Source organism: Nocardia sp. NPDC020380, assembly GCF_044386975.1.
Taxonomy (GTDB): domain Bacteria; phylum Actinomycetota; class Actinomycetes; order Mycobacteriales; family Mycobacteriaceae; genus Nocardia.
Map to the genome: position 1 here is coordinate 37,919 of NZ_JBIRVQ010000002.1, position 18,884 is coordinate 56,802.

At 67.8% G+C, this 18,884-nt stretch carries 18 protein-coding genes, 2 tRNA genes and 1 pseudogene; 7 read left to right on the forward strand and 14 right to left on the reverse strand.

The genetic code is table 11. From position 1 onward, the window contains the following. Positions 1–23 precede the first annotated feature (23 nt). The 3 genes and pseudogenes from ACH438_RS03675 to ACH438_RS03685 all read left to right on the forward strand — a co-directional run bounded on the left by ACH438_RS03675 (position 24) and on the right by ACH438_RS03685 (position 2,077). Positions 24–506 (forward strand): hypothetical protein, encoded by a 483-nt coding sequence (locus ACH438_RS03675; RefSeq protein ID WP_397000852.1) that lies wholly within the window; start codon positions 24–26, stop codon positions 504–506. 117 nt (positions 507–623) lie between these two features. Beyond that, positions 624–821, forward strand: a pseudogene (locus ACH438_RS03680) (hypothetical protein); the annotation flags it as partial. Positions 822–868: 47 nt separating this feature from the next. Then, the gene (locus tag ACH438_RS03685; protein WP_397000854.1) at positions 869–2,077 is read left to right on the forward strand and encodes an SfnB family sulfur acquisition oxidoreductase; all 1,209 of its coding nucleotides are present in this window, start codon (positions 869–871) and stop codon (positions 2,075–2,077) included. 11 nt (positions 2,078–2,088) lie between these two features. Here the strand turns inward: ACH438_RS03685 and ACH438_RS03690 are convergent, their stop codons facing one another. The 3 genes from ACH438_RS03690 to ACH438_RS03700 form a co-directional block, all read right to left on the reverse strand. Then, the gene (locus ACH438_RS03690) at positions 2,089–3,726 is read right to left on the reverse strand and encodes a copper resistance CopC/CopD family protein (protein ID WP_397000856.1); all 1,638 of its coding nucleotides are present in this window, start codon (positions 3,724–3,726) and stop codon (positions 2,089–2,091) included. A 4-nt stretch (positions 3,727–3,730) separates the two neighbouring features. Further along, positions 3,731–4,420 carry a YcnI family protein gene (locus ACH438_RS03695; protein ID WP_397000858.1) on the reverse strand — a complete coding sequence of 230 codons (690 nt, stop codon included), beginning with the start codon at positions 4,418–4,420 and terminating at the stop codon, positions 3,731–3,733. A gap of 63 nt (positions 4,421–4,483) precedes the next feature. Further along, positions 4,484–5,113 (reverse strand): DUF5134 domain-containing protein, encoded by a 630-nt coding sequence (locus ACH438_RS03700; protein ID WP_397000860.1) that lies wholly within the window; start codon positions 5,111–5,113, stop codon positions 4,484–4,486. Between the two features lie 125 nt (positions 5,114–5,238). Between ACH438_RS03700 and ACH438_RS03705 the strand changes: the two genes are divergently transcribed. Continuing rightward, on the forward strand, positions 5,239–6,129 hold the full coding sequence (locus ACH438_RS03705) for a LysR family transcriptional regulator (RefSeq protein ID WP_397000862.1): 891 nt from the start codon (positions 5,239–5,241) through the stop codon (positions 6,127–6,129). Here the strand turns inward: ACH438_RS03705 and ACH438_RS03710 are convergent. The 3 genes from ACH438_RS03710 to ACH438_RS03720 are packed head-to-tail and all read right to left on the reverse strand — an operon-like array spanning position 6,093 to position 8,637. Then, complete coding sequence (locus tag ACH438_RS03710; RefSeq protein ID WP_397000864.1) at positions 6,093–6,725, reverse strand: non-oxidative hydroxyarylic acid decarboxylases subunit B; 633 nt, start codon at positions 6,723–6,725, stop codon at positions 6,093–6,095. The two genes, ACH438_RS03705 and ACH438_RS03710, sit on opposite strands and share 37 nt — an antisense overlap. A gap of 5 nt (positions 6,726–6,730) precedes the next feature. Further along, positions 6,731–7,204 (reverse strand): hypothetical protein, encoded by a 474-nt coding sequence (locus tag ACH438_RS03715; RefSeq protein WP_397000866.1) that lies wholly within the window; start codon positions 7,202–7,204, stop codon positions 6,731–6,733. Next, positions 7,201–8,637, reverse strand: coding sequence for a UbiD family decarboxylase (locus ACH438_RS03720; RefSeq protein WP_397000868.1), 1,437 nt, complete (start codon positions 8,635–8,637; stop codon positions 7,201–7,203). Before ACH438_RS03720 ends, ACH438_RS03715 begins: the two co-directional genes overlap by 4 nt. A 143-nt stretch (positions 8,638–8,780) precedes the next feature. Here ACH438_RS03720 and ACH438_RS03725 point away from each other — a divergent pair, with 143 nt between their 5' ends. Both ACH438_RS03725 and ACH438_RS03730 read left to right on the forward strand, forming a co-directional pair. Next, positions 8,781–10,322, forward strand: coding sequence for a DUF4185 domain-containing protein (locus ACH438_RS03725; protein ID WP_397000870.1), 1,542 nt, complete (start codon positions 8,781–8,783; stop codon positions 10,320–10,322). 41 nt (positions 10,323–10,363) lie between these two features. Then, positions 10,364–11,356 carry a ketopantoate reductase family protein gene (locus ACH438_RS03730; protein WP_397000872.1) on the forward strand — a complete coding sequence of 331 codons (993 nt, stop codon included), beginning with the start codon at positions 10,364–10,366 and terminating at the stop codon, positions 11,354–11,356. A 179-nt stretch (positions 11,357–11,535) separates the two neighbouring features. Here the strand turns inward: ACH438_RS03730 and rox are convergent, their stop codons facing one another. Both rox and ACH438_RS03740 read right to left on the reverse strand, forming a co-directional pair. Next, the gene (rox, locus tag ACH438_RS03735) at positions 11,536–12,960 is read right to left on the reverse strand and encodes a rifampin monooxygenase (protein WP_397000874.1); all 1,425 of its coding nucleotides are present in this window, start codon (positions 12,958–12,960) and stop codon (positions 11,536–11,538) included. Positions 12,961–13,083: 123 nt separating this feature from the next. Further along, on the reverse strand, positions 13,084–13,689 hold the full coding sequence (locus ACH438_RS03740; RefSeq protein WP_397000876.1) for an SRPBCC family protein: 606 nt from the start codon (positions 13,687–13,689) through the stop codon (positions 13,084–13,086). Between the two features lie 129 nt (positions 13,690–13,818). On the opposite strand from ACH438_RS03740, the gene ACH438_RS03745 reads away from it, so the two are divergent. After that, a complete protein-coding gene (locus ACH438_RS03745; protein ID WP_397000878.1) occupies positions 13,819–14,463 on the forward strand; it encodes a TetR/AcrR family transcriptional regulator in 645 nt (214 codons plus the stop codon). A 6-nt stretch (positions 14,464–14,469) separates the two neighbouring features. On the opposite strand, the gene ACH438_RS03750 is transcribed toward ACH438_RS03745, so the two are convergent. The 6 genes from ACH438_RS03750 to ACH438_RS03775 all read right to left on the reverse strand — a co-directional run bounded on the left by ACH438_RS03750 (position 14,470) and on the right by ACH438_RS03775 (position 18,728). Further along, positions 14,470–14,544, reverse strand: a tRNA-Val gene (locus tag ACH438_RS03750). A 16-nt stretch (positions 14,545–14,560) separates the two neighbouring features. Beyond that, positions 14,561–14,632: transfer RNA gene (locus ACH438_RS03755), tRNA-Gly, on the reverse strand. Between the two features lie 118 nt (positions 14,633–14,750). After that, complete coding sequence (gene aroQ / locus ACH438_RS03760; RefSeq protein ID WP_397000880.1) at positions 14,751–15,335, reverse strand: gamma subclass chorismate mutase AroQ; 585 nt, start codon at positions 15,333–15,335, stop codon at positions 14,751–14,753. Between the two features lie 127 nt (positions 15,336–15,462). Then, positions 15,463–17,376, reverse strand: a complete 1,914-nt coding sequence (locus ACH438_RS03765; RefSeq protein WP_397000882.1) for an MFS transporter — start codon at positions 17,374–17,376, stop codon at positions 15,463–15,465. A gap of 248 nt (positions 17,377–17,624) precedes the next feature. Continuing rightward, positions 17,625–17,846 carry a hypothetical protein gene (locus ACH438_RS03770; RefSeq protein WP_397000884.1) on the reverse strand — a complete coding sequence of 74 codons (222 nt, stop codon included), beginning with the start codon at positions 17,844–17,846 and terminating at the stop codon, positions 17,625–17,627. A gap of 66 nt (positions 17,847–17,912) precedes the next feature. Beyond that, positions 17,913–18,728 carry an LLM class F420-dependent oxidoreductase gene (locus ACH438_RS03775; RefSeq protein ID WP_397000886.1) on the reverse strand — a complete coding sequence of 272 codons (816 nt, stop codon included), beginning with the start codon at positions 18,726–18,728 and terminating at the stop codon, positions 17,913–17,915. Positions 18,729–18,884: the final 156 nt, after the last annotated feature.

The following is an 18,884-nucleotide window of genomic DNA, read 5'->3' on the forward strand; positions in this document are numbered from 1 at the left end:
ATCCGGGCGTAGCATCGGGCCCTATGGATGCTGAAACGGTTGACCAGGGCTGGACGGCCCTGCAGCAGCAAGCCCAGCAAACAGCGCGGCTGATCGAAACCTTGGCGGGCAAACTGCAGGCCGCGGCCGCCGCCGGTGACCAGAACGCCCGCGAATGGCTGCTGGACCTCAAGGAGACCGCGCTGTCGGTCCATCAGGAGGAGAACCAGGCCGCGCAGGTGATGCAGTCGGTGCATCAACTGGTCGACAACCACGTGAACCAGTACCCCGCCGCCGGCTATCCGCAGCAACCTCAGCAGCCGTATCCGCCGCAGCCGCAATATCCGCCGCAACCGCAGTATCAGCAGCAGTATCAGCAGCCCGGTTACCCGCAGCCCGGCTACGGCGCGGCCCCGCAGGGCGGCGGCATGCTGCACCGATTCCTCGGCAGCGGCTTCGGTAGCGCCATGGCCATGGGCGCCGGTTTCGGCATCGGCGACGACCTGATCAACGACATCTTCCGCTAGCCATAACCGGAGGCGGACAGCGCTATCGCCTCTCGATCTCGGTGATTCAAACCCTCTGACAGGTGCGGTGTGCGTCGCACACTCGCTGCAGAGACCCCGAGACGATGGAGCATCTCCATGCCGCTGGACCATGACATCGATTCCGCCGACGAGCCTGTGAAGTTCGCGTACTGGGTGCCGAATGTGAGCGGCGGTCTGGTCGTGAGCAATATCGAGCAGCGCACGGACTGGAGCTACGAGTACAACAAGAAATTGGCTGTGCTCGCCGAGAACAACGGGTTCGAGTACGCGCTCACCCAGCGCGAGCTCGAGGCCGAATTGCCCTCGGGCGCGGGAACTCCCGAACCGGTGGGCGTCACCCGATGACCGGCCTCGTCGAACGACCGGGCACCGCGCACGTGATCGCCGACGCCGCGGAGGCGCTGACGGTCGCGGCGCGGCTCGCGGACCGCTTCGCCGCCGGCGCCGCGGACCGCGATGCCCAGCGCACCCTGCCGCGCGCCGAACTCGACGAACTCTCCGCCAGCGGCCTGCTCGCCATCACCGTGCCCCGCGAGTTCGGCGGGGCCGAGGTGCCGACACGCACCGTGGTGGAAGTGATCCGCCTGCTCGCCGCGGCCGACCCGAATATCGCCCAGATCCCGCACAGTCACCTCGTCTATGTGAACGCGCTGCGGCAGAACGGAACACCGGAACTGCAACGCGAACTGTTCGCGGAAGTGCTGGCGGGCAAGCGATTCGGCAATGCCCAATCGGAGGCGGGCACCAAACACGTCCAGGACTACCGCACCCGCCTGCGCGCCCACGCGGACGGCGGCTACGTGCTCGACGGCGTCAAGCACTACTCGACCGGAGCCCTGTTCGCACACTGGATTCCGGCGCTGGCCAAGGATGATGACGACCGGATCGTCGTCGCCTATGTGCCCGCCGGCACGGCCGGGGTGACGGTCGTCGACGACTGGGACGGCATGGGCCAGCGCACCACCGCCAGCGGCACGGTCCGCCTGGAAGGTGTCCGCGTCCCGGCGGATCGCGTTGTCCCGCACCATCTCACCTTCACCGGCCCGCAGCTGTACGGTGCGCGCGCCCAGGTCCTGCACGCGGCGATCGACGCCGGCATCGCCCGCGGCGCCCTCACCGAGGCGGCCGAATTCGTCCGCACCCGCAGCCGCCCCTGGTTCGAAGCGGGCGTCGAGCACGCCCAGGACGACCCGCTCACCATCCAGAAGTTCGGCGAACTCGAGGTCACCGTCCGCGCCGCCGAAGCCCTGCTGTCAGCCGCCGGTCAAGCAATCGACGAGGCACACCAGAACCTCACCGACGACACGGCCGCCGCCGCATCCATAGCCGTCGCGGTCGCCAAGTCCGCCGCCGACCGCGCCGCCCTCGACGTCACCAACGCCTTGTTCGAGGTATCAGGCACCCGTTCGGCCCTGGATTCCCTGAACCTGCACCGCCATTGGCGCAATGCCCGCACCCACACCCTGCACGATCCGGTCCGCTGGAAGCTCCAGCACATCGGCCGCTACCTCCTCACCGGCGCACCCCCACCCCGCCACGGCGTGCTCTGAACGGCAGCAGGTCACCAGACCGGGTAGTCGACGGAGGTCACGTAGGCGACGTCGCCGGGGAGGTTGACCGTTACTGCCAGCTTCCATTCACCAGGTAGTGGGACGACGGCGCCGGTGCTGTTCCAGCGGGTCGGGTCGGTGGGGTCGCGTTGGAGGGTCACGGTCAAGGCTGCGATGCCGGCGTCGTCGGAGGACAGCACTGCCTGCAGTGAGGGTACGGAGAACGGTTTCGCGGTGGCGTCCAGGATTTGCAGGGTGATCGCCTCGCGGCCACGACGGGTCGTGTCGACGTGGATGCGGGCGGAGCTGCCGGGGCCGACCGGGGCGGTGGCGGTGACCGGCGGGCCGTAGGTGGTGAGGGCGGGCGGTTCGGATACCAGCAAGGCTGTCACTGCCAGAACGCCCACGGCCACAATGGTTTCGACGCCGACGCTGCGGGTGACGGCGGCGAAGCGTTGCTCTCGCGAGCGGTCGCCGCGCCCGGCGATCTGGCGTTGTGCCCACCATGCCGAGCCCAGCATGAGGGCCACCAGTGCGAGCTTGATCAGCAGCACGACACCGTAATGCGTCGACCACAGCGATGGGACCGGCTGGATCTGGCGCCGGGCCTGATATTCGCCGGTCAATATGAGCAGGCCGACACAGCAGAAGGCGGTCTGTGACCAGGGCGCGAGATATCCGATCGGCACCCTGCGCGACAACCGGATTCGCGGCAGAATCACCAGACCCAGCACCGTCAGGCCGCCCAGCCATACCGCCATCGAACCCAGGTGCACGACCGCGGAAGTGGTGGCCACCCAGACGTTCGATCCGACCGCCTCGTGCCCGGTCAGCGCGACCGTCACCAGAATGGCCGCACCGCAGGCCAATACGCCGATCGAACAGTTCCGTCGCGTCCACGCCACGGCCGACGAGACGGCCAGCAGCGCCGTCCGGGCCAGCAGTACGCGCCCGATATGGCTGTCCACGGAATCGCCGAACCCGTCGAAGTGCGCGACGCCGGACCAGCCGACATTGTCGGCGCGCGGTCCCATCAGCAGTAATTGCGCGAGAGTGCCTGCCAGACACAGCCCCCAGCCCAGCCGGATCAGTACCCGCACCGGCCTGCGGCGCCGCGTCCACGGCCACAGGCAGCGCGCGACCGCGGCGATACCGAAGCCGAGAACGATTCCGGCATAAAGGACACCCTGCGCCACGGCCGCGGTGTCATCGAGGGATCGGGTGCGAACGGGCGGGCCCGCCACCGCGACATCGGAGGGCGCCGCGCCGATCCCGAACCGGATCGATCCGCTGACGATATGCGTATCCGCCGACACCACACGCCAACTCGCGGAGTAGGTGCCATCGGCCGGCGCGGCCCGCAATGCGATGACGATCGTCCGGCCGCCGTCGGCGAGCCGCACCTCGCCGGTGTCGGCGCGGGTGCCGTCGAGTCCGATGACCCGTTCCGCGCCGGGGATCAGCCCGACCGCCTCGTCGAAGGTCAGGGTGACCTGGCGGGGCGCCTGGTCCACGCGTGCTCCGTCGGCCGGAGAACTGGCCACCAGTACCGCATGCGCGGAGGCCGACGGCGCGAAAAAGGTTACGACGCCGAGCATTACGGCGAGCGCGGCCAGCGCCCTCGCCGTGCCGCGGACTACTCGATTCACCCGATCAGCTGGCGGTGTGCTTGCGCCCGGACCGCAGCAGCGCGCCGACGGCGAGGATCACCGCGGCGATCCCCAGGCCGAAACCGGTCCAGCCCGGCCAGGCCGGAGTCGAGGAGCTGCTCGACGATGCCGCCGAATTGTCCGATACCAGCGCCAGGGTCGGCGCCGGGTGGTCGGGTTCGGTCTTCCCGCCGTCGGAGGAGTATTCGTTCCAGTTCACCGTGGAGCCGTCGCTGTAGGTCTGCAGTGTCGGGAAGGAGATCTGCGGTTTATTCGGCAGCACACCGGCTTCCAGGTCGAAGGTGTCGAAATAGCCTGCCGGGATGGCGGCGTTCGGCGCGGTCGCCTTGAAGTCGACCTCCGAGATGTACTGGGTCACCTTGGCGCCGTCGTCGTCGGTGAGGGGAGTGGCGAGCGGCTTGTTCTTGATGGTGGCCGTCCAGCCGGGCTTCGGCTTGGTGTCGACGGAGATCAACGGGGTGTCGGACGGGAAGGTGATGTCGATCTCCGTGGTCGACGCCGTGGCGGATTCCGACGGCACCCGGAAGGTCAGCAGCCCGTACCCGCCCTGCGTGACATCGACACCGGAAACCTTGACGTGCGCGGAGGCCGGGCCGGCGAAGAGCACGACGGCACCGGCGGCCACGCCGGTCGCGATCATCGCCCGGGACAAGCGGCAGAAGCGGTTGTTCATTCTTTCTGACCTTCCAATAGCGGAAATCGCGAGCCGCCCGGTGCGGCGCGCAGGGCAAGTTCTTCAGAGCAGCAGCAGGAACGCGGCGGCCATCCCCGTCGTCATGAGTGCGGCGACGGCGTCGTCGAGCAGCAGCATCCGGTCACCCGCGGCGCCCAGGCGGTCTTTGACGGCGGGGCGCACATGCCACCAGACACCCAGCCCGAAGACGATGACGGCCACCAGGATCGAGAACGCGGCACTCCAGACGGGCACCGGGACACTGCCGGACGTGGTGCTCATCCCCGGCATATTCATGCCCGACATTCCGGCCATTCCGGCCATCGAGGAGTCGGCGGACGCGGTCACCGGGCGGGTGGACACGGGCGACATCGCCACGTACATCCACACCATCGCAAGCATTTTCGCCGCGTCGACCCGCGGATGCTCATGTCGTCCCGCCCCGCGTGCGCTGAACAGCGCGCGATGGACGAAGAACAGTGCCGCCGCCGTGAAGACCGCGATCCCCACGGTGGTGGGCACGCCCGCGTTCCACGGCCCCAGCATGGCCACCATGGCCGCGCACATGACGATGCGCAGCCCCTCCGCGATCTGCTCGCCCTGCTCCCGGACCGTGACCAGCCGGTACCCGTAGAACAACGCCATAGTGGAGAACGCCACGGCCAGAACGGATCCCGCCACGCCGTTACCCATGGCGCACCATCCTTCACACGCAGAATCCGCGGCATCTCCAGCATGCTCGCTGATAGATAGTCGGTTGGTTACGCCGATCGGTTCCCGCCGTGCCGGAGAATTCTTCCGGCGACTATGAACAGTGCATGGAGTTGCGCCAGTTGCAGTACTTCCTCGCCGTGGCGGAGGCGGGGACGTTCACCCGGGCCGCGGAGCGCGTGCATGTGGCCCAGTCCGGGATCAGCGCCCAGATCAAGGCATTGGAGAAGGAGCTGGGGCAGGCGCTGTTCGAGCGCGGGACGCGGGCGGTGCAGCTCACGGCCGCCGGGCGGGCGCTGCTCCCGCATGCGCGGTCGGCGCTGGCGGCGGTCGAGGACGGGCGGGCGGCGGTGGCGGCGTTGAGCGGTCTGCTGCAGGGGCACGTGGCGGTCGGCAGTATTCCGTTCTCGTCCCGGATCGTGGACCTGCCGCGCATTCTCGCGTCGTTCCACGACCGGCATCCGGGCGTGGATCTGTCGCTGGTCGAGGACTCGGCGGCCGCGCTCGCACAGCAGTTGCGGGAGGGGCGGCTCGAAGTCGTGTTCACCAGCCTCACCGAGCAGCCGCTGCCGGGGTTGAACGCACGGGAACTGCATCGCGAGACGGTGGTCGCCGCCATGCGGCCGGACGACCCGCTCGCCGGCCGGACCCAGGTGACCCTCGCCGAATTGAGCGACCGGCGGCTGATGGCGCTCGCGGACGGCGCCGCCCTGCGCCACCACTTCGATCGCGCGGTGGCGCTGGCCGGCGCCCAGGTGCGGGTGAGTTTCGAAGCCGGTCATCCGGATGTGCTGGTCACCATGGCCGAGCGCGGGCTCGGCATTGCGCTCGTCCCGGAATCGGTGCTCGCGCACCATGACCGGATGGTCGAGGTGCGGGTGCCGGAACTACCCGCGGGCCGGATCGGGATCGCCTGGCGTGCGGGCGATATCGTCGATCCGGCCGCACGGGCCTTCATCGATCACGCGGTGGCGATGGTCGATGCGCAGGGGGAGTGACCGTGGGCCCGCTCCCGGCGCGCCACATCCAGGCCCCGCCAGCGGCGGGCTTGCGGCACCTCCAGCTCGAATTGATCGAGTATCCGCACCGCCACGTGGTCGATGAGGTCGTCGATCGTCTCGGGGGAGTTGTAGAACGCGGGCATCGGCGGCACGATGCGGGCGCCCATGCGGCTCAGGGCCAGCATGTTCTCCAGATGTATGTCGCTGAGCGGTGTTTCGCGCGGGACCAGCACGAGTTTGCGGCGTTCCTTGAGGACGACGTCCGCGGCCCGGGTGACGAGATTGTCGGCCAGGCCGTGCCGCACCGCCGCGAGGGTGCGCATACTGCACGGCACGATGATCATGCCGTCGGTGCGGAAGGAACCCGAGGAGATGGGTGCGCCCTGCTCCGCGAGTTTGTAGTTCACGTCAGCCAGCGCGGTGACCTCCCGCACCGACAGTGAGGTCTCCATCTCGATATTCGTCCGCGCCCAGGTGCTGAGCACCAGATGTGTTTCCACAGTGGGTATTTCGCGCAGCATCTGCAGGATGCGCACCGCGAAGGGTGCGCCGGTGGCGCCGGTGGCGCCGACGATGATGCGTCGGGTGCCCATGCCGCTCACCCGCCCGGTTGTTCGAGGCGGCGCTCGAGTGCGGCGAGCAGGGCCGCGGTCCGGTCCCAGGACTCCTGTTCCGCCAGTGCGGCGGAGGTCCGGAAGGTCAATGGTTCCATGGTGATTCCGATATCGTCGCGGGTGTGCGCGGTGACCTCGAAGGCGCAGCCGAGCCATCGGCCGTCCTCGACGGAGGCCGTGACACCCAACTTCACGTGATGGCATACGGTGCCCGCCACGGCGATCAACCCGGCGTGACCCGAACGCCGCAGGTTCGCACCGGTTCTCGAACTGGAGATGACCGCAAGCAGGCGAGTCCCGTCGGCGGACGGCTCGAGTTCCGAGCGCGACAGCAGCGCACTGTGCGGAAACCCGTGCTCGTCCACCGTGAGGAATGGAAATGCCTGTTCGAGTTCCCCGGCGACCGGGAATCCGCGCAGTAGTCCGGCCAGGTCCGCGGGCAGCTGGGTAATGGTCATTGCAGCACGGACTTCCATTTCTCGCGGAGCGCGATGCGGTCGGATTCGGCGAAGCGATTGGACTTCGGGTAGGAATCCTTCCACGCGAACGGTTTACACGCGTCGATGAGCACAATGCCCATGGACAGGTCACCGGCCGCCTTCTTCGCCGGCGACAATCGCGGATCGATGGCCGTGGTGGGCGTGCGCAGCACCTGAATGGATTCGTGCGGATCGACCCGGGTGAACAGCGCCCACAGCACGTGATTCATATCGGTGATATCGATATCCTCGTCGACCACCACGAAATACCGTTCCATGCCGCCCGAGCGTTTACGCCCGGCGGCGGCCAGCAGGGCGTGCATGGCATCACCGGCGCCGGTCTGCTCGATCGAGACCACCATCATCAACTGGCGGGCGTAGGCCCACACGCCGCGAATGTTCTGCACCCCGGAGGATTCCAGGTGATCCCAGGTGACGGAGGCGGAGTACAGCGGCACCGCCTGATCGCCTGCGGGCACCGTCGGGATCATCGGGGGTGCGCCGAGAATGATCGGATCGTCGCGGTGCAGGATGCGATCGACGCGCACCACGGTCTCCTGGCCGGAATGGGTGTAGTAGCCGGTCCATTCGCCGAACGGCCCCTCCAGCACCGATTCCTCGGACAGCGGCGGCATCACGCCCTCGATGACGATCTCGGCGTGCGCGGGAATCGGCAGCTCGCTACCGGGCGCATACAGCACTTCCACGGCTTCGCCGCGGAGTCCGCCCGCGATCTCGTACTCGGAGACGCCCGCGGGGGCGGCCATGGCGGCGGCGGTCGAGAGGATGGGATCGCAGCCCACCACCACCGCGATCGCGCACGACTGCCCGCGCTCCCAGTACTTGGTGGCGATGGCGCGGGCGTGCCGATTGCCTAGCATCCACAGCGACAATCGATCCCGGCCCTGCACGCAACCGCGGTAGGTGCCGACGTTCACCCAGCCGGTATCGGGATCCCGTGTGATCACCATGCAGGCCGTGCCGATGTACCGGCCGCCGTCGCCGTCGTGCCAGCGCGGTGTCGGAAACTTCAGCAGGTCGACCTGATCGCCTTCGAGCACGTTCTCGAGGACCGAACCGGTGGAAACCTCGACCGGCGGAACCAGTTTCAGCTGTTTACTCGAATCCTTCCAGGCGCGCACGATATCCATCTTGGTGCTGTTCTCGGGCAGGCCGAGCGCCACCGCGCAGCGTGCCGCCGTACCCATGAAGTTGGTGAAAACCCGATAGCCCGCCGGATAGCCGGGAATATTGTCGAAAAGCAGGGCGGGTCCTTCTTTTTCGGCGGCCAGTTCGGTGATCCCGCCGATTTCCAGATCCCAGCCGGCGCCGTCGACAATGCGCACCTCGTCGTCGCCGAGGCGTTCGGTGAGATTGTCGATGTAATGCCGTAGATCGCGAAAGAGTGCCATGACAAAGACTCTGCGCCGGACGATAATTCATGTCCAATACACATATCTGCTGGTAGCCATCCGATCTGCGGATGGCGCGACATATCCGGCACGGGGTCGCTAGAGTGAGCCGGTTCGATCGAGTACCGGGGAGAACCGCAGTCATGGCCCTTCGGCGTAGCCGACCGCTGTCACAGTCCGAAGCACTTGCCGCGCTGGCTCTTTCCGGTGTCTTATCGCTCGGCGTGATGCTGGTGCCCGCGGCTCCCGCGTCGGCCGGCCCGGCTCCGTGGGCGCCCGCGCCGGTGAACAGTTGCGGCGAAACCGGATTCGATCCGCTGGCCCGGCAGCCGAACCCCGATGCCCCGCAGCAGGCGCCGAATCCGGTGATCACGGTGCCGGTTCCGGTGCCGCAGATCGTGCCCGTCCCGGTGCCCGGGCCCAAGCCCGACAACACCCGCATCGATTCGGTCGCACTGCCCTCGGATCCGTGCGCCAACCCGTGCCCCGATATCCGCAGCGACCCCGCGACCGCGCCGAACACGGTGCCCGGTGGTGGCGGGCTGGCCCTGCCGCAGGTGCAGATTCAGCCGCAGACCGAACCGATTCCGGTGCCGGTGCCCGGCGGTGACGGCCCCGACCCGCAGCCGATGCCGAGCCCGGATCCCCAGCCGCCCGCGCCGGCCCCGGCGGCCGCGCCCGTACCACCGCGCCAGGTGGATTCGGTTGAGCTGGTGAATCAGGTGACCGGCCACGGTTCCCCGAACCGCACCGATATGCGCTGGTCGGTGGACGGCGCAGACCTCGGGCTGATGTGGGAGACCCATCCCGGGCAGGTGGCCGTGGTGTTCGGTGACACCTTCGGCAAGGGCTGGGCGCCCGGCGGCGCGGGCACCGATCAGAGTGACTGGCGCAGCAATGTGATCGGCTACAGCAGCAACCGCGACCTGTCGAAGGGCCTGCTGCTCGACGATTTCGTGCAGAACAGCCGCTGCCACGCCGCGGAGATCCTGGACAGCCGCAAGATCAAGAATTTCGAGAACACCACCATCCCGACCTCCGGTTTCGCGGTGGGGGACCGGCAGTACCTGACCTACATGTCGGTGGCGCGCTGGAGCCTGATTCCGGGCATGTGGTGGACCAATCTCGGCGGCATCGCCTGGTCCGACGACAACGGCCGCACCTGGACCAAGTCCGAATGGGCCAAGTGGGACAACCTCTTCGGCCTCGGCCGCTTCCAGGTGGCGACCATGGTCCCGCACGGCGACTACGTCTACATGTTCGGCACCCCCAACGGCCGCCTGGGCGTGATCGGACTGGCCCGCGTCCCCAAGGACCAGGTCCTCAACAAGACGGCCTACCAGTACTGGATTGACGGCACCTGGACCCCCGCCGACGGCGCCAACGAATTACAGGCCACCCCTTTGATTTTCGGCACCGCCAGCGAGACCTCCGTCCGCTACGACCAGGATTCGGGCCAATGGCAGATGGTCTACTTGGACGTCGTACGCCAGCAGATCGTCATGCGCACCGCCGCCGAACCCCAGGGCGCCTGGACCGATCCCGTCCCCCTCCTCAGCACCCAGGACTACCCCACCGCCTACGGCGGCTTCATCCACCCCTGGTCCACCGGCAAGGACCTCTACTTCACCATGTCCGCCTGGAACACCTACAACGTCTACCTCATGCACGCAACCCTGCACTGAGATCGCGCGCGGGGCGGGGGGCGGCGCATAGCATCGCGGGTATGCGTTACATCATCATCGGGGCCGGTGCGGTCGGCGGCGTGATCGGCGGGCGGCTGGCCCAGAGTGGCAATGACGTGGTGCTGGTTGCGCGTGGGGCGCATCTCGCCGCGTTGCGGGAGAGCGGGTTGCGGCTCGTCACGCCGGGTGGGGCGGAGACGGTGCGGGTGCCTGCGGTGGCCGATCCGGCCGAGCTCGGGGAATTGCGGGCGGATGATCTGCTGGTGCTTGCGGTGAAGTCGCAGGACACGCTGGCGGCGCTGGCGCAGTGGGGGAACGCGCCGGTGGAGGGTGGCGGTATCGCGGCGGATCGGCTGGCGCTGGTTTGTGCGCAGAACGGCGTCGAGAACGAGCGGGTCGCGCAGCGGGTGTTCCGCACCGTGTACGGGATGTGTGTCTGGCTGCCCGCGACGCATGTGGAGCCGGGGATCGTGCTGTCGCACACCGCGCCGTTGAGCGGCATGCTGACGCTCGGACTGTATCCGCACGGCAGCGATTCCACGGTGCGGGAGTTCGGAAAGCAGTTGTCGGACAGCAATTTCGACGCCCCGGTCGTCGATGACGTGATGCGCTGGAAGTACGGAAAGCTGCTCAACAATCTGGGCAATGCGCTGATGGCGCTGCTCGACACCAGCGACGAGCCGGCCGGCGACCTCTGGCAGGCCTGCCGCGCCGAGGGCGAAGCGGTGCTGGACAAGGCGGGCATCGCCTACAACAGCGAAGCCGAACGCGCCGCGGTGCAAGGCGATCGGATGGTGGTGCAGCCGATCGAGGGCGGCTCCCGGCTCGGCGGATCGACCTGGCAGAGCCTGGCCCGCGAAACCGGTTCGGTGGAAGCCGATTACCTCAATGGCGAGATCGCCCTGCTGGGCAGACTGCACGGAGTGCCGACGCCGGTCAACGACCTCCTGCAGCGCCTGGTCAACGAATACGCCCGCGAACGCCACCGCCCGAGCGACCTGGCGCCGAGCCAACTCCGCGAGATGCTCGGCTGACTCGGAGCGCAAAACACCTCCGGCCCTTCGGCTTCCAGGCCGACGCCGACCGTCGGGTCCACGTGAGCGCCCGATTTCGAGTCGGCGCGGGCGCGGCCTTCAGGTCGGGCGCTCGAGCGGGGTGCTTCGGATCCAGCGTCGGCGTGTGGCGGCGGTCGGGACCGCCGCCACACATGCGGTCAGCTCGCGGCGCCGAACCACTTCGGCAGATGCTCGAGCAGATCCTGCTGATCCTCGCCCACCCAAGCCACGTGCCCGTCCGGCCGCAGCAGTACGGCGGGCACCTCCAATTCCTCACTGATATCGACGACATGGTCGACGCGATCCGCCCACCCCGCCACCGAGAGCCGCCCGGTCTGATCGAGGAGCAGCCCCCGGCCCTCGTGCATCAGGTCGTAGAGCCGCCCGCGCTTCAGCGCCACATCCCGCAGCCGGCGGCCGAGCATCTGATGCCCCTCACCGAAGTCGTAGCGGACGTCCGTTCCCATGATCATTTCGGTCAGGAAGCGGTTCACATCCTCGAATCCGACCATTTCCGTCAGCAGCCGACGCACGGCCTGCGCGCCCGGTTCGAGGGACATCAGTTCCATCTGCGCACGGGTATTGATCAGGACGCGCGCGGCCACCGGATACCGCTCGGTGTGATAGCTGTCCAGCAGATCCCGCGGCGCCCACCCGCTGATCTCGGCGGCCAGCTTCCAGGCGAGGTTGACCGCGTCCTGGAGGCCGAGGTTCAGCCCCTGCCCGCCGGTCGGCGGATGGATGTGCGCCGAGTCGCCCGCCAGGAAGACGCGGCCGTCGCGGTACTGCTCGGCCTGCCGGGTGGCATCGCCGAAGCGGGAGAGCCAGCGCGGCGAATGCACGCCGAAGTCGGTTCCGGCAACCGCCACCAGCTGCTGCTTCAGCTCGTCCAGCGTGGGTGGGACGGTGCGGTCCTCGGCCACTCCGGCGGCGGGGACGCCGAGCCGGTACACCCCGTCGCCGAGAGGCACTGCGCCGAAACGCAAGTGGGTCTTGCGGACCTCGGCGACCACGGCGTTCAGCGTCTCCTGCGACGCGGTCAGTTTCACTTCGCCCAGCAGGGTGTCGTTCCGGCTGGGCTCGCCGGGAAACCCGATGCCGAGCAGCTTGCGGACCGTGCTGCGGCCGCCGTCGCAGCCGACCAGGTAGCGGGCCCGCAATTCCGTGCCATCGGTCAGTTCGACGGTCACCCCGGTCTCGTCCTGACGCACCCCGGCCAGTTCGCGGCCGCGCCGGATCTCGACGCCGAGTTCGGTGGCGTGCTCGGTCAGCAGCCGCTCGATGACGGTCTGCGGAATGCCGAGGGTGTACGCGTGCGCGGTATCGAGCCGTTCGGGCACGGTCTTGGGGATGCCGGCGAAGTATCCGCCTGCCGGGTGTTTGGTGCCGAGCGCGAGGAATCGATCCAGCAGACCGCGCTGATCCATCAGTTCGATGCTGCGCGCATGCAATCCCAGACCACGTACGACCTTGGTCGGTTCCGCGTCCCGCTCCACGACGAGGGGTTGCACGCCGTGCAGCCGCAATTCGCTGGCGAGCATCACTCCGGTAGGTCCGGCACCGGCCACGATCACGTCGATCATGCAGACTCCATTCAACGAGGTTTGCGCTTCGGCGGGAGATTCTGCAGCACCACCGGGGCCTTGCCGCAAGGCCCCTGGTGCGATATATGTTGAAAGTGGCGGGAGATCAATCCGCCTTTTCTTTTATCCTTCTGCGGCCGTGCGCAGGTCGTGCATCCAGGCTTCGAGCCCGGCTCCCAGGAACTGTGTCGAGGTAGGCACGTCCGATTCGACCTGTGCGCCACGCCAATTCTCCTCGGTGCGCACCAGGACGCCGCCCGGGACCGGGATGAAATTCCAAACATGGGTCCCGCCTTCGATATTCAGTCCCTCGCCGACCGCGGGCCCGGTCCAGCGGATGCAACTGCGGTCCTGCATCTGCTGCACGGTCGAGGTGATGGTCAGCGTGGTCGCGGGGGTCTTGTCGGTGGCAGGGACGGGCATGGTCCACCGGAACTGTGAACCGGGCTGCAGCGGACCGGAATCCAGGCGGTGCACGCTGGTGACGGGCGGCTGCCAGGATGGCCAGGCCTCCACGTCGGTGTGCAGGTTCCAGATCTTCTCCAGTGGCGCCTTGATCAGCGTCTCGGTCCGGTAGTGGATCGGGGCGTCGGGATCGATGCCCATTCCGCCGCAGGTCAGCGGTGCGATATCCGCGCTGGATCCGTCGGCGTGGGCCGGTGCGGCGGTGGCGCCGAGAATGCCGGCGGTGACTGCGAGTCCGATGAGGGCGGCGCGAGTGTCGATCATGGTCCTGCTCCTTGTTCGTTAGCACTTATTGCGTTAGTTAGAAGGTATAACGATTTGCGGCGAGAGGCAAGTGCAAAAGTGATAACCTCTAACTGAAAGCGGCGGACACCCGCCGGGAAGGAGCAGTCCATGCCGGGAACCGGTGCCACGAGTCCGCGCGAGCGCTACCGAGTGCAGATGCGAGCGGAGATCAAACAGTGCGCCTGGGAGCAGATAGCGACCGCGGGCGCCTCCGCCCTCTCGCTGAACGCGATCGCCAAACAGGTGGGCATGAGCGGCCCGGCGCTGTACCGGTACTACGCCGGCCGCGACGAATTGATCACCGACCTCATTCGCGAGGCCTATCGCAGCCTGGCCGACGCCATCCGCGCGGCCCGGGACTCCGGCGGCGGCATCAGGGGACTGGCGCACGCCCTACGGGATTGGGCCCTGGCCGACCCGCAGCGCTACTTCCTCGTCTACGGCACCCCGGTGCCCGGCTACCACGCCCCCGCCGACACCACGGAGATCTCCAACGAGATCATGACAATGCTGATCGAAGCTTTCGCCGAGTATGCCGCGGACCTCCCGCAGACCCCGTTCGGCGCGCATCTGGAACAGCACCGCCGCTGGGCCGCAGGCCTTTCGGCGCCCGCCACCGTCCTGCACCGCGCGCTGCCCTTCTGGACCCGCCTGCACGGCGTCCTCTCCCTCGAACTCGCCGGTCATTTCACCGGAATGGAGTTCGACCCCGCCCTGCTCTTCGCCGAAGAGCTGAATACTCTTGTGCCGTAACGGCTGTGGTGCGCGATACTGGGATTGAACCAGTGACCTCTTCCGTGTCAGGGAAGCGCTCTCCCGCTGAGCTAATCGCGCGAGATTTCCCCCGCAGAGCGGATGACGGGATTCGAACCCGCGACCCTCACCTTGGCAAGGTGATGCGCTACCACTGCGCTACATCCGCAATTCGCTCGCCGTGGCTCCGGGGCCGGTCGGCTTGCGGGACAGAACTTTAGCGTACACCCGGGCCCGGAATGCAAATCGGCTGGAAATCGGGGGTTTTCGCCGGTTCCGGGACCGGGTCAGGACTCGCACAAGGGGATCGAGGCCTGCACCAGGGCCGCTTGATGCAGGGGATCGTGTTCGCGCGAGCCGGCGGCGAGGACGCTGTTCGTGAGCTGCGCGGTGCAGTCCTGTGCCGCCAATTCGGTTCGCCGGGCGGCCATTTCATCGATGATCTCGGAATTGACGCGGTCGATCACCGGGCGAATTCCTGTGAGATCGGTAACCGGCACGGGCGCGCTCTGCAGCCCGGAGCGCCAGACCGTCACCAGCCCGCGCTGCACGGTTTTATTGGCTTCGATCTGCCCTTGGAATACCTGCCGCACCCAATTCGCGGGCAGATCGCGTTGCGCGCCCAGCTGGGTCATGGCGTCGTAGATCGCGGCCTCGCGGGCGGGATCGTCGATGGTGGGCTGTGAACCGTTCTGCTGTGCCGCGGCCCATTTGACCTCGGCGACAGTATCGGCGGTGTCGAGCCGGTCGGCGAGCAGTCCGACCAGGCGATCCAATGAACCCGGCTGCTGGGCGGCCGCCGTGTGCGCGGTCCCCAACTGCCCGGCCAGCATCATGATCGAAGAAACCGCAGCTACGGCCAGACCCTTCATCGTTCGCCCGTCCTCATCGTCGAAACCGCACTCGAGCGGGCCCTCCCGGGCCGGCCGGTGGCAGCCGTCGCGTCCGGCCGCGCAGCCCACTCTGCCATTGACGGGACGTGACCCCAAGCCGTGGCGGCTATTTCTCGGACGAGCTCGTCGTCTGTAGCGGGGGATCGGCCAGGGTGTCGATGGCGCGAGTGAGTTCATCGAGTGCGGGCATGGCCGCGCTGAGCAGATGCTGCCAGCCGGGGTGCAGCCCGGACAGCGCGGTGCGCAGGATGTCGGTATTGGTGGCCTGCCAGGATTGCACCGCGTCCTGTCCCGCGGCGGTGAGGGTGAGGGTGACCGCGCGCTTGTCGTCGCCGGGCGCGCGGGTGATCATGCCCTGTGATTGCAGCCCGTTGACCAGTGTGGTCACCGAATTCGGCGCCAGATGCAGCAATCGCGCGAGCTGTCCGGGCCGGATGCCGGGATGCTCGGAGACGCAGGACAGCAACTCCAATTGCGCGACCGAGAGCGTATTGGCCGGATCGGCGGCGCGGGCGGCGCGGCGCATGGCCCGGCGCAGGCAGGCGATGACCTCGGCCAGCGCGCTCTCGTCCGGCCGGCCGGTCCAGGCGGGCGACGGCTCTATCGCGGATGCGGTCATCGACTGCTCCTCGTTGTCGGATGATCCTTCGGATCCTCTCCTACTGTGTACAACCGTAGTCGCGGCGGCCAGTACCGCGAAGGCGAGCAGCCCGGCCAGCGCGATTCGCGGTGCGGCACTGGAATTTCCGGTGTGGCCGCCCAGGTGCAGGGCGAGCGTGACGACGGCGACGCCGCCCGCGGTGCCGAGTCCGCGGCTCATGTTCACGAGTCCGCCGCTGGTCCCGGAGCGGCCGGGCGGGATGGCGCTCATGATGCCGGTGTTGTTGCTGGGGATGAAAAATCCCAGTCCGAGCCCGAGCACGCCCAGGCAGGTGAACGCCCACCAGGCCGTCGACGGTGAGATCACCAGTCCGGCCAGCGCGAGCACCGCGGCCGCCGCGCCCAGTCGCTCGCGGAAGCGAGTGTCCCACTCCCGCGGCAGGATTCGCGCCCCGGCGATGGCCGCCACCGCGAACCCGACGGGCAGCGCGGTGAGCACCACACCGCTGCCGGTGACATCGGCGCCGTGCAGCTGCGGGAACAGGGCGAGCGGCCCGAACAACACCAGATACGCCGCGAACGCCCCGACCAGGCCGACCGATACCGCCGGGGGCCGCAGCAGCGCCGGATCGATCAATGGTTCGGCCGCCCGGCGCGCCCACCGGACCGATCCGGCGATACACAGCAGCGAGACCGCCGCCAGCGCCCACAGCGCCCAGGCCGGGATGCGCAGGCCCGAGATCGCGGAGACGACCAGCAGAGTGCCGGTGGTACCGCCGATGAGGAGAAGCAGTCCGCGCCAATCGAATTGACGCAGGGCGGCACGCTGCCGGGTGCGCGGTAGCAGGTAGCGGCCCGCGATCAAGGCCAGGATTCCGACGGGGATGTTCACCCCGAACACCCATCGCCACCCGGCCGATTCCACCAGCGCCCCGCCGAGCGCGGGCCCGAGCGCCAAACCCAATGCCTGTGCTCCGGCCTGAATGCCCAGTGCGGCGCGCATGCGCTGCGGCGGCACGCTCGTTACCACCAAGGCGACGCTATTTGCCTGCAACATGGCCGCCCCGACCGCCTGCACCACCCGGAACCCGATGAGCCACCCCAGCCCGGGCGCCAGCGCGCAGGCGGCGGACGCCAGGGTGAACACCACGAACCCCTGCATATAGACGAATTTCCGGCCGATCGCATCGGCCACGCGGCCGGCGGTGACGACCAGGCCCACCAGCGTCAGCAGATACGCCAGCGACACCCATTGCACGCCCGCCAGCGGCGCACCGAACTCGTGCTGTACCGCGGGAAAGGTCAGCGTCACGATGCTGGCGTCGAGCTGACCCATGAATGCGCCGAGGCACACCGTCGCGACCGCGAACCAGCCGGCGGCGGGGTGCTCCCGCACGGTACGCGGTCGCGCTGACTCCACAAACACCCTGAAACCTCCGAACCCTTGCTCTGCTTCATTCTAAAACAGAACATCTTCAGGAGGATGTGGAGGAATCTCACAATAGAACTGGTCGTTCATTCATTCTCAAACAGAAGTTCACTGAGGAGACTCAGGCCGGGTGCGGGTCCGGTACCGCGCGGTCCGGATACAGCAAAGGCCCGGCGCACGCCGTGAGCATGCGCCGGGCTTCCGGGTAATGAGGTGTCTAGCCGGCTCGGTGGGTCCGATCAGCCCAGCGGATACTGCCCTGGGAACTGTCCGCCCCCGCCGAAGCCGCCGCCACCGAGGCCGATGACATCGCTGAGGAAAGACACCACGCTCTGGCCGATCCCCAGTACGTCATAGCCGATCGTGCCGAAACTATCTGAGAGAGTTTGCATCACGGGCTCCCTGTCGAATCGATCCGATGAGGTGAAGCGAGCGAGCGCAAAACAGATGTTCGGTGGCACGATAACCCCTCCGGTGCGAAAACGAACCAGGCATCACGAATCTCACAGCAGACTCCCAGTGATTGCTCATAGGTAGCTGGCGGCGACCTTCGCGAATTCGTCCAGGGCACGCAATGTTTCAGATTCGGGCAGTGTCGGCAGGCCGAACGTCACCCGCCGCACTCCGGCCTCGGCATAGGCGTCGAGGAGCGCGGGATCGGGCGCGATATTCGTCGCGGTAACCGGGAGATCGTGCCCGCCGAGCTGTCCCAGCTGCGCCGGAATCGCCGCCGGATCGGCGACCGCCGCGGGAATCCAGCCGACCCCGTGCCGGATCGCCCGCTGCGCCGCGGCCTCGCCGCCGCCGATGAGGATCGGCGGATGCGGCCGCTGCACGGGCTTCGGCCAGGAGTACAGGGGATCGAAATCGATGAATTTGCCGTGGTATTCGGCCAGATCCTCGGTCCAGATCGCGCGCAGGGCCGCCAGTTGCTCGTCCATCAGGGCGCCCCGTGTACGCGGATCCGTGCCGTGATCGGACATTTCGGCCCGATTCCAGCCCACGCCGACCCCGAACACGAACCGGCCACCCGACACCAGATCGAGGGTGGCGACCTCCTTGGCCGTGTGGATCACATCGCGCTGGATCAGCAAGGTCACCGCCGTGCCGATGACCAGTCGTTCGGTGACCGCCGCGACCGCTCCGAGCACGACGAACGGATCGACCACCCGCAGATACTTCCGGTCCAGTTCACCACCCGAAGGGGAGATCGCCGACCTGACGGGGATGTGCGAGTGCTCGGCCAGGAGCAGCGACTCGAACCCCCGTTCCTCCAGTGCCACACCGAGTTTCGGACCACTGATGCCTTCGTCCGTGACGAAGGTGGAGATACCGATATCCATCCGATGACGAACCGGTTTCCCGCTCCCGGTATTCCTCGCCGCCTCGCCGCGCGCCTGAAGATCGGCTGACGAAACTGCCCGGATCGGCGCGAACGGGCCGCCGGGACGGTTGAATGCGAGAGTTGGGCAGGTGGTTCACACGGAGGTGCTGGCCGG

Excerpts from the sequence above, each read along its gene's own strand:
- ACH438_RS03675 (WP_397000852.1), top strand. The coding sequence starts at position 24 with ATGGATGCTGAAACGGTTGACCAGGGCTGGACGGCCCTGCAGCAGCAA.
- ACH438_RS03685 (WP_397000854.1), top strand. The coding sequence starts at position 869 with ATGACCGGCCTCGTCGAACGACCGGGCACCGCGCACGTGATCGCCGAC.
- ACH438_RS03695 (WP_397000858.1), bottom strand. The coding sequence starts at position 4,420 with ATGAACAACCGCTTCTGCCGCTTGTCCCGGGCGATGATCGCGACCGGC.
- ACH438_RS03700 (WP_397000860.1), bottom strand. The coding sequence starts at position 5,113 with ATGGGTAACGGCGTGGCGGGATCCGTTCTGGCCGTGGCGTTCTCCACT.
- ACH438_RS03705 (WP_397000862.1), top strand. The coding sequence starts at position 5,239 with ATGGAGTTGCGCCAGTTGCAGTACTTCCTCGCCGTGGCGGAGGCGGGG.
- ACH438_RS03710 (WP_397000864.1), bottom strand. The coding sequence starts at position 6,725 with ATGGGCACCCGACGCATCATCGTCGGCGCCACCGGCGCCACCGGCGCA.
- ACH438_RS03715 (WP_397000866.1), bottom strand. The coding sequence starts at position 7,204 with ATGACCATTACCCAGCTGCCCGCGGACCTGGCCGGACTACTGCGCGGA.
- ACH438_RS03720 (WP_397000868.1), bottom strand. The coding sequence starts at position 8,637 with ATGGCACTCTTTCGCGATCTACGGCATTACATCGACAATCTCACCGAA.
- ACH438_RS03725 (WP_397000870.1), top strand. The coding sequence starts at position 8,781 with ATGGCCCTTCGGCGTAGCCGACCGCTGTCACAGTCCGAAGCACTTGCC.
- ACH438_RS03730 (WP_397000872.1), top strand. The coding sequence starts at position 10,364 with ATGCGTTACATCATCATCGGGGCCGGTGCGGTCGGCGGCGTGATCGGC.
- rox (WP_397000874.1), bottom strand. The coding sequence starts at position 12,960 with ATGATCGACGTGATCGTGGCCGGTGCCGGACCTACCGGAGTGATGCTC.
- ACH438_RS03740 (WP_397000876.1), bottom strand. The coding sequence starts at position 13,689 with ATGATCGACACTCGCGCCGCCCTCATCGGACTCGCAGTCACCGCCGGC.
- ACH438_RS03745 (WP_397000878.1), top strand. The coding sequence starts at position 13,819 with ATGCCGGGAACCGGTGCCACGAGTCCGCGCGAGCGCTACCGAGTGCAG.
- aroQ (WP_397000880.1), bottom strand. The coding sequence starts at position 15,335 with ATGAAGGGTCTGGCCGTAGCTGCGGTTTCTTCGATCATGATGCTGGCC.
- ACH438_RS03775 (WP_397000886.1), bottom strand. The coding sequence starts at position 18,728 with ATGGATATCGGTATCTCCACCTTCGTCACGGACGAAGGCATCAGTGGT.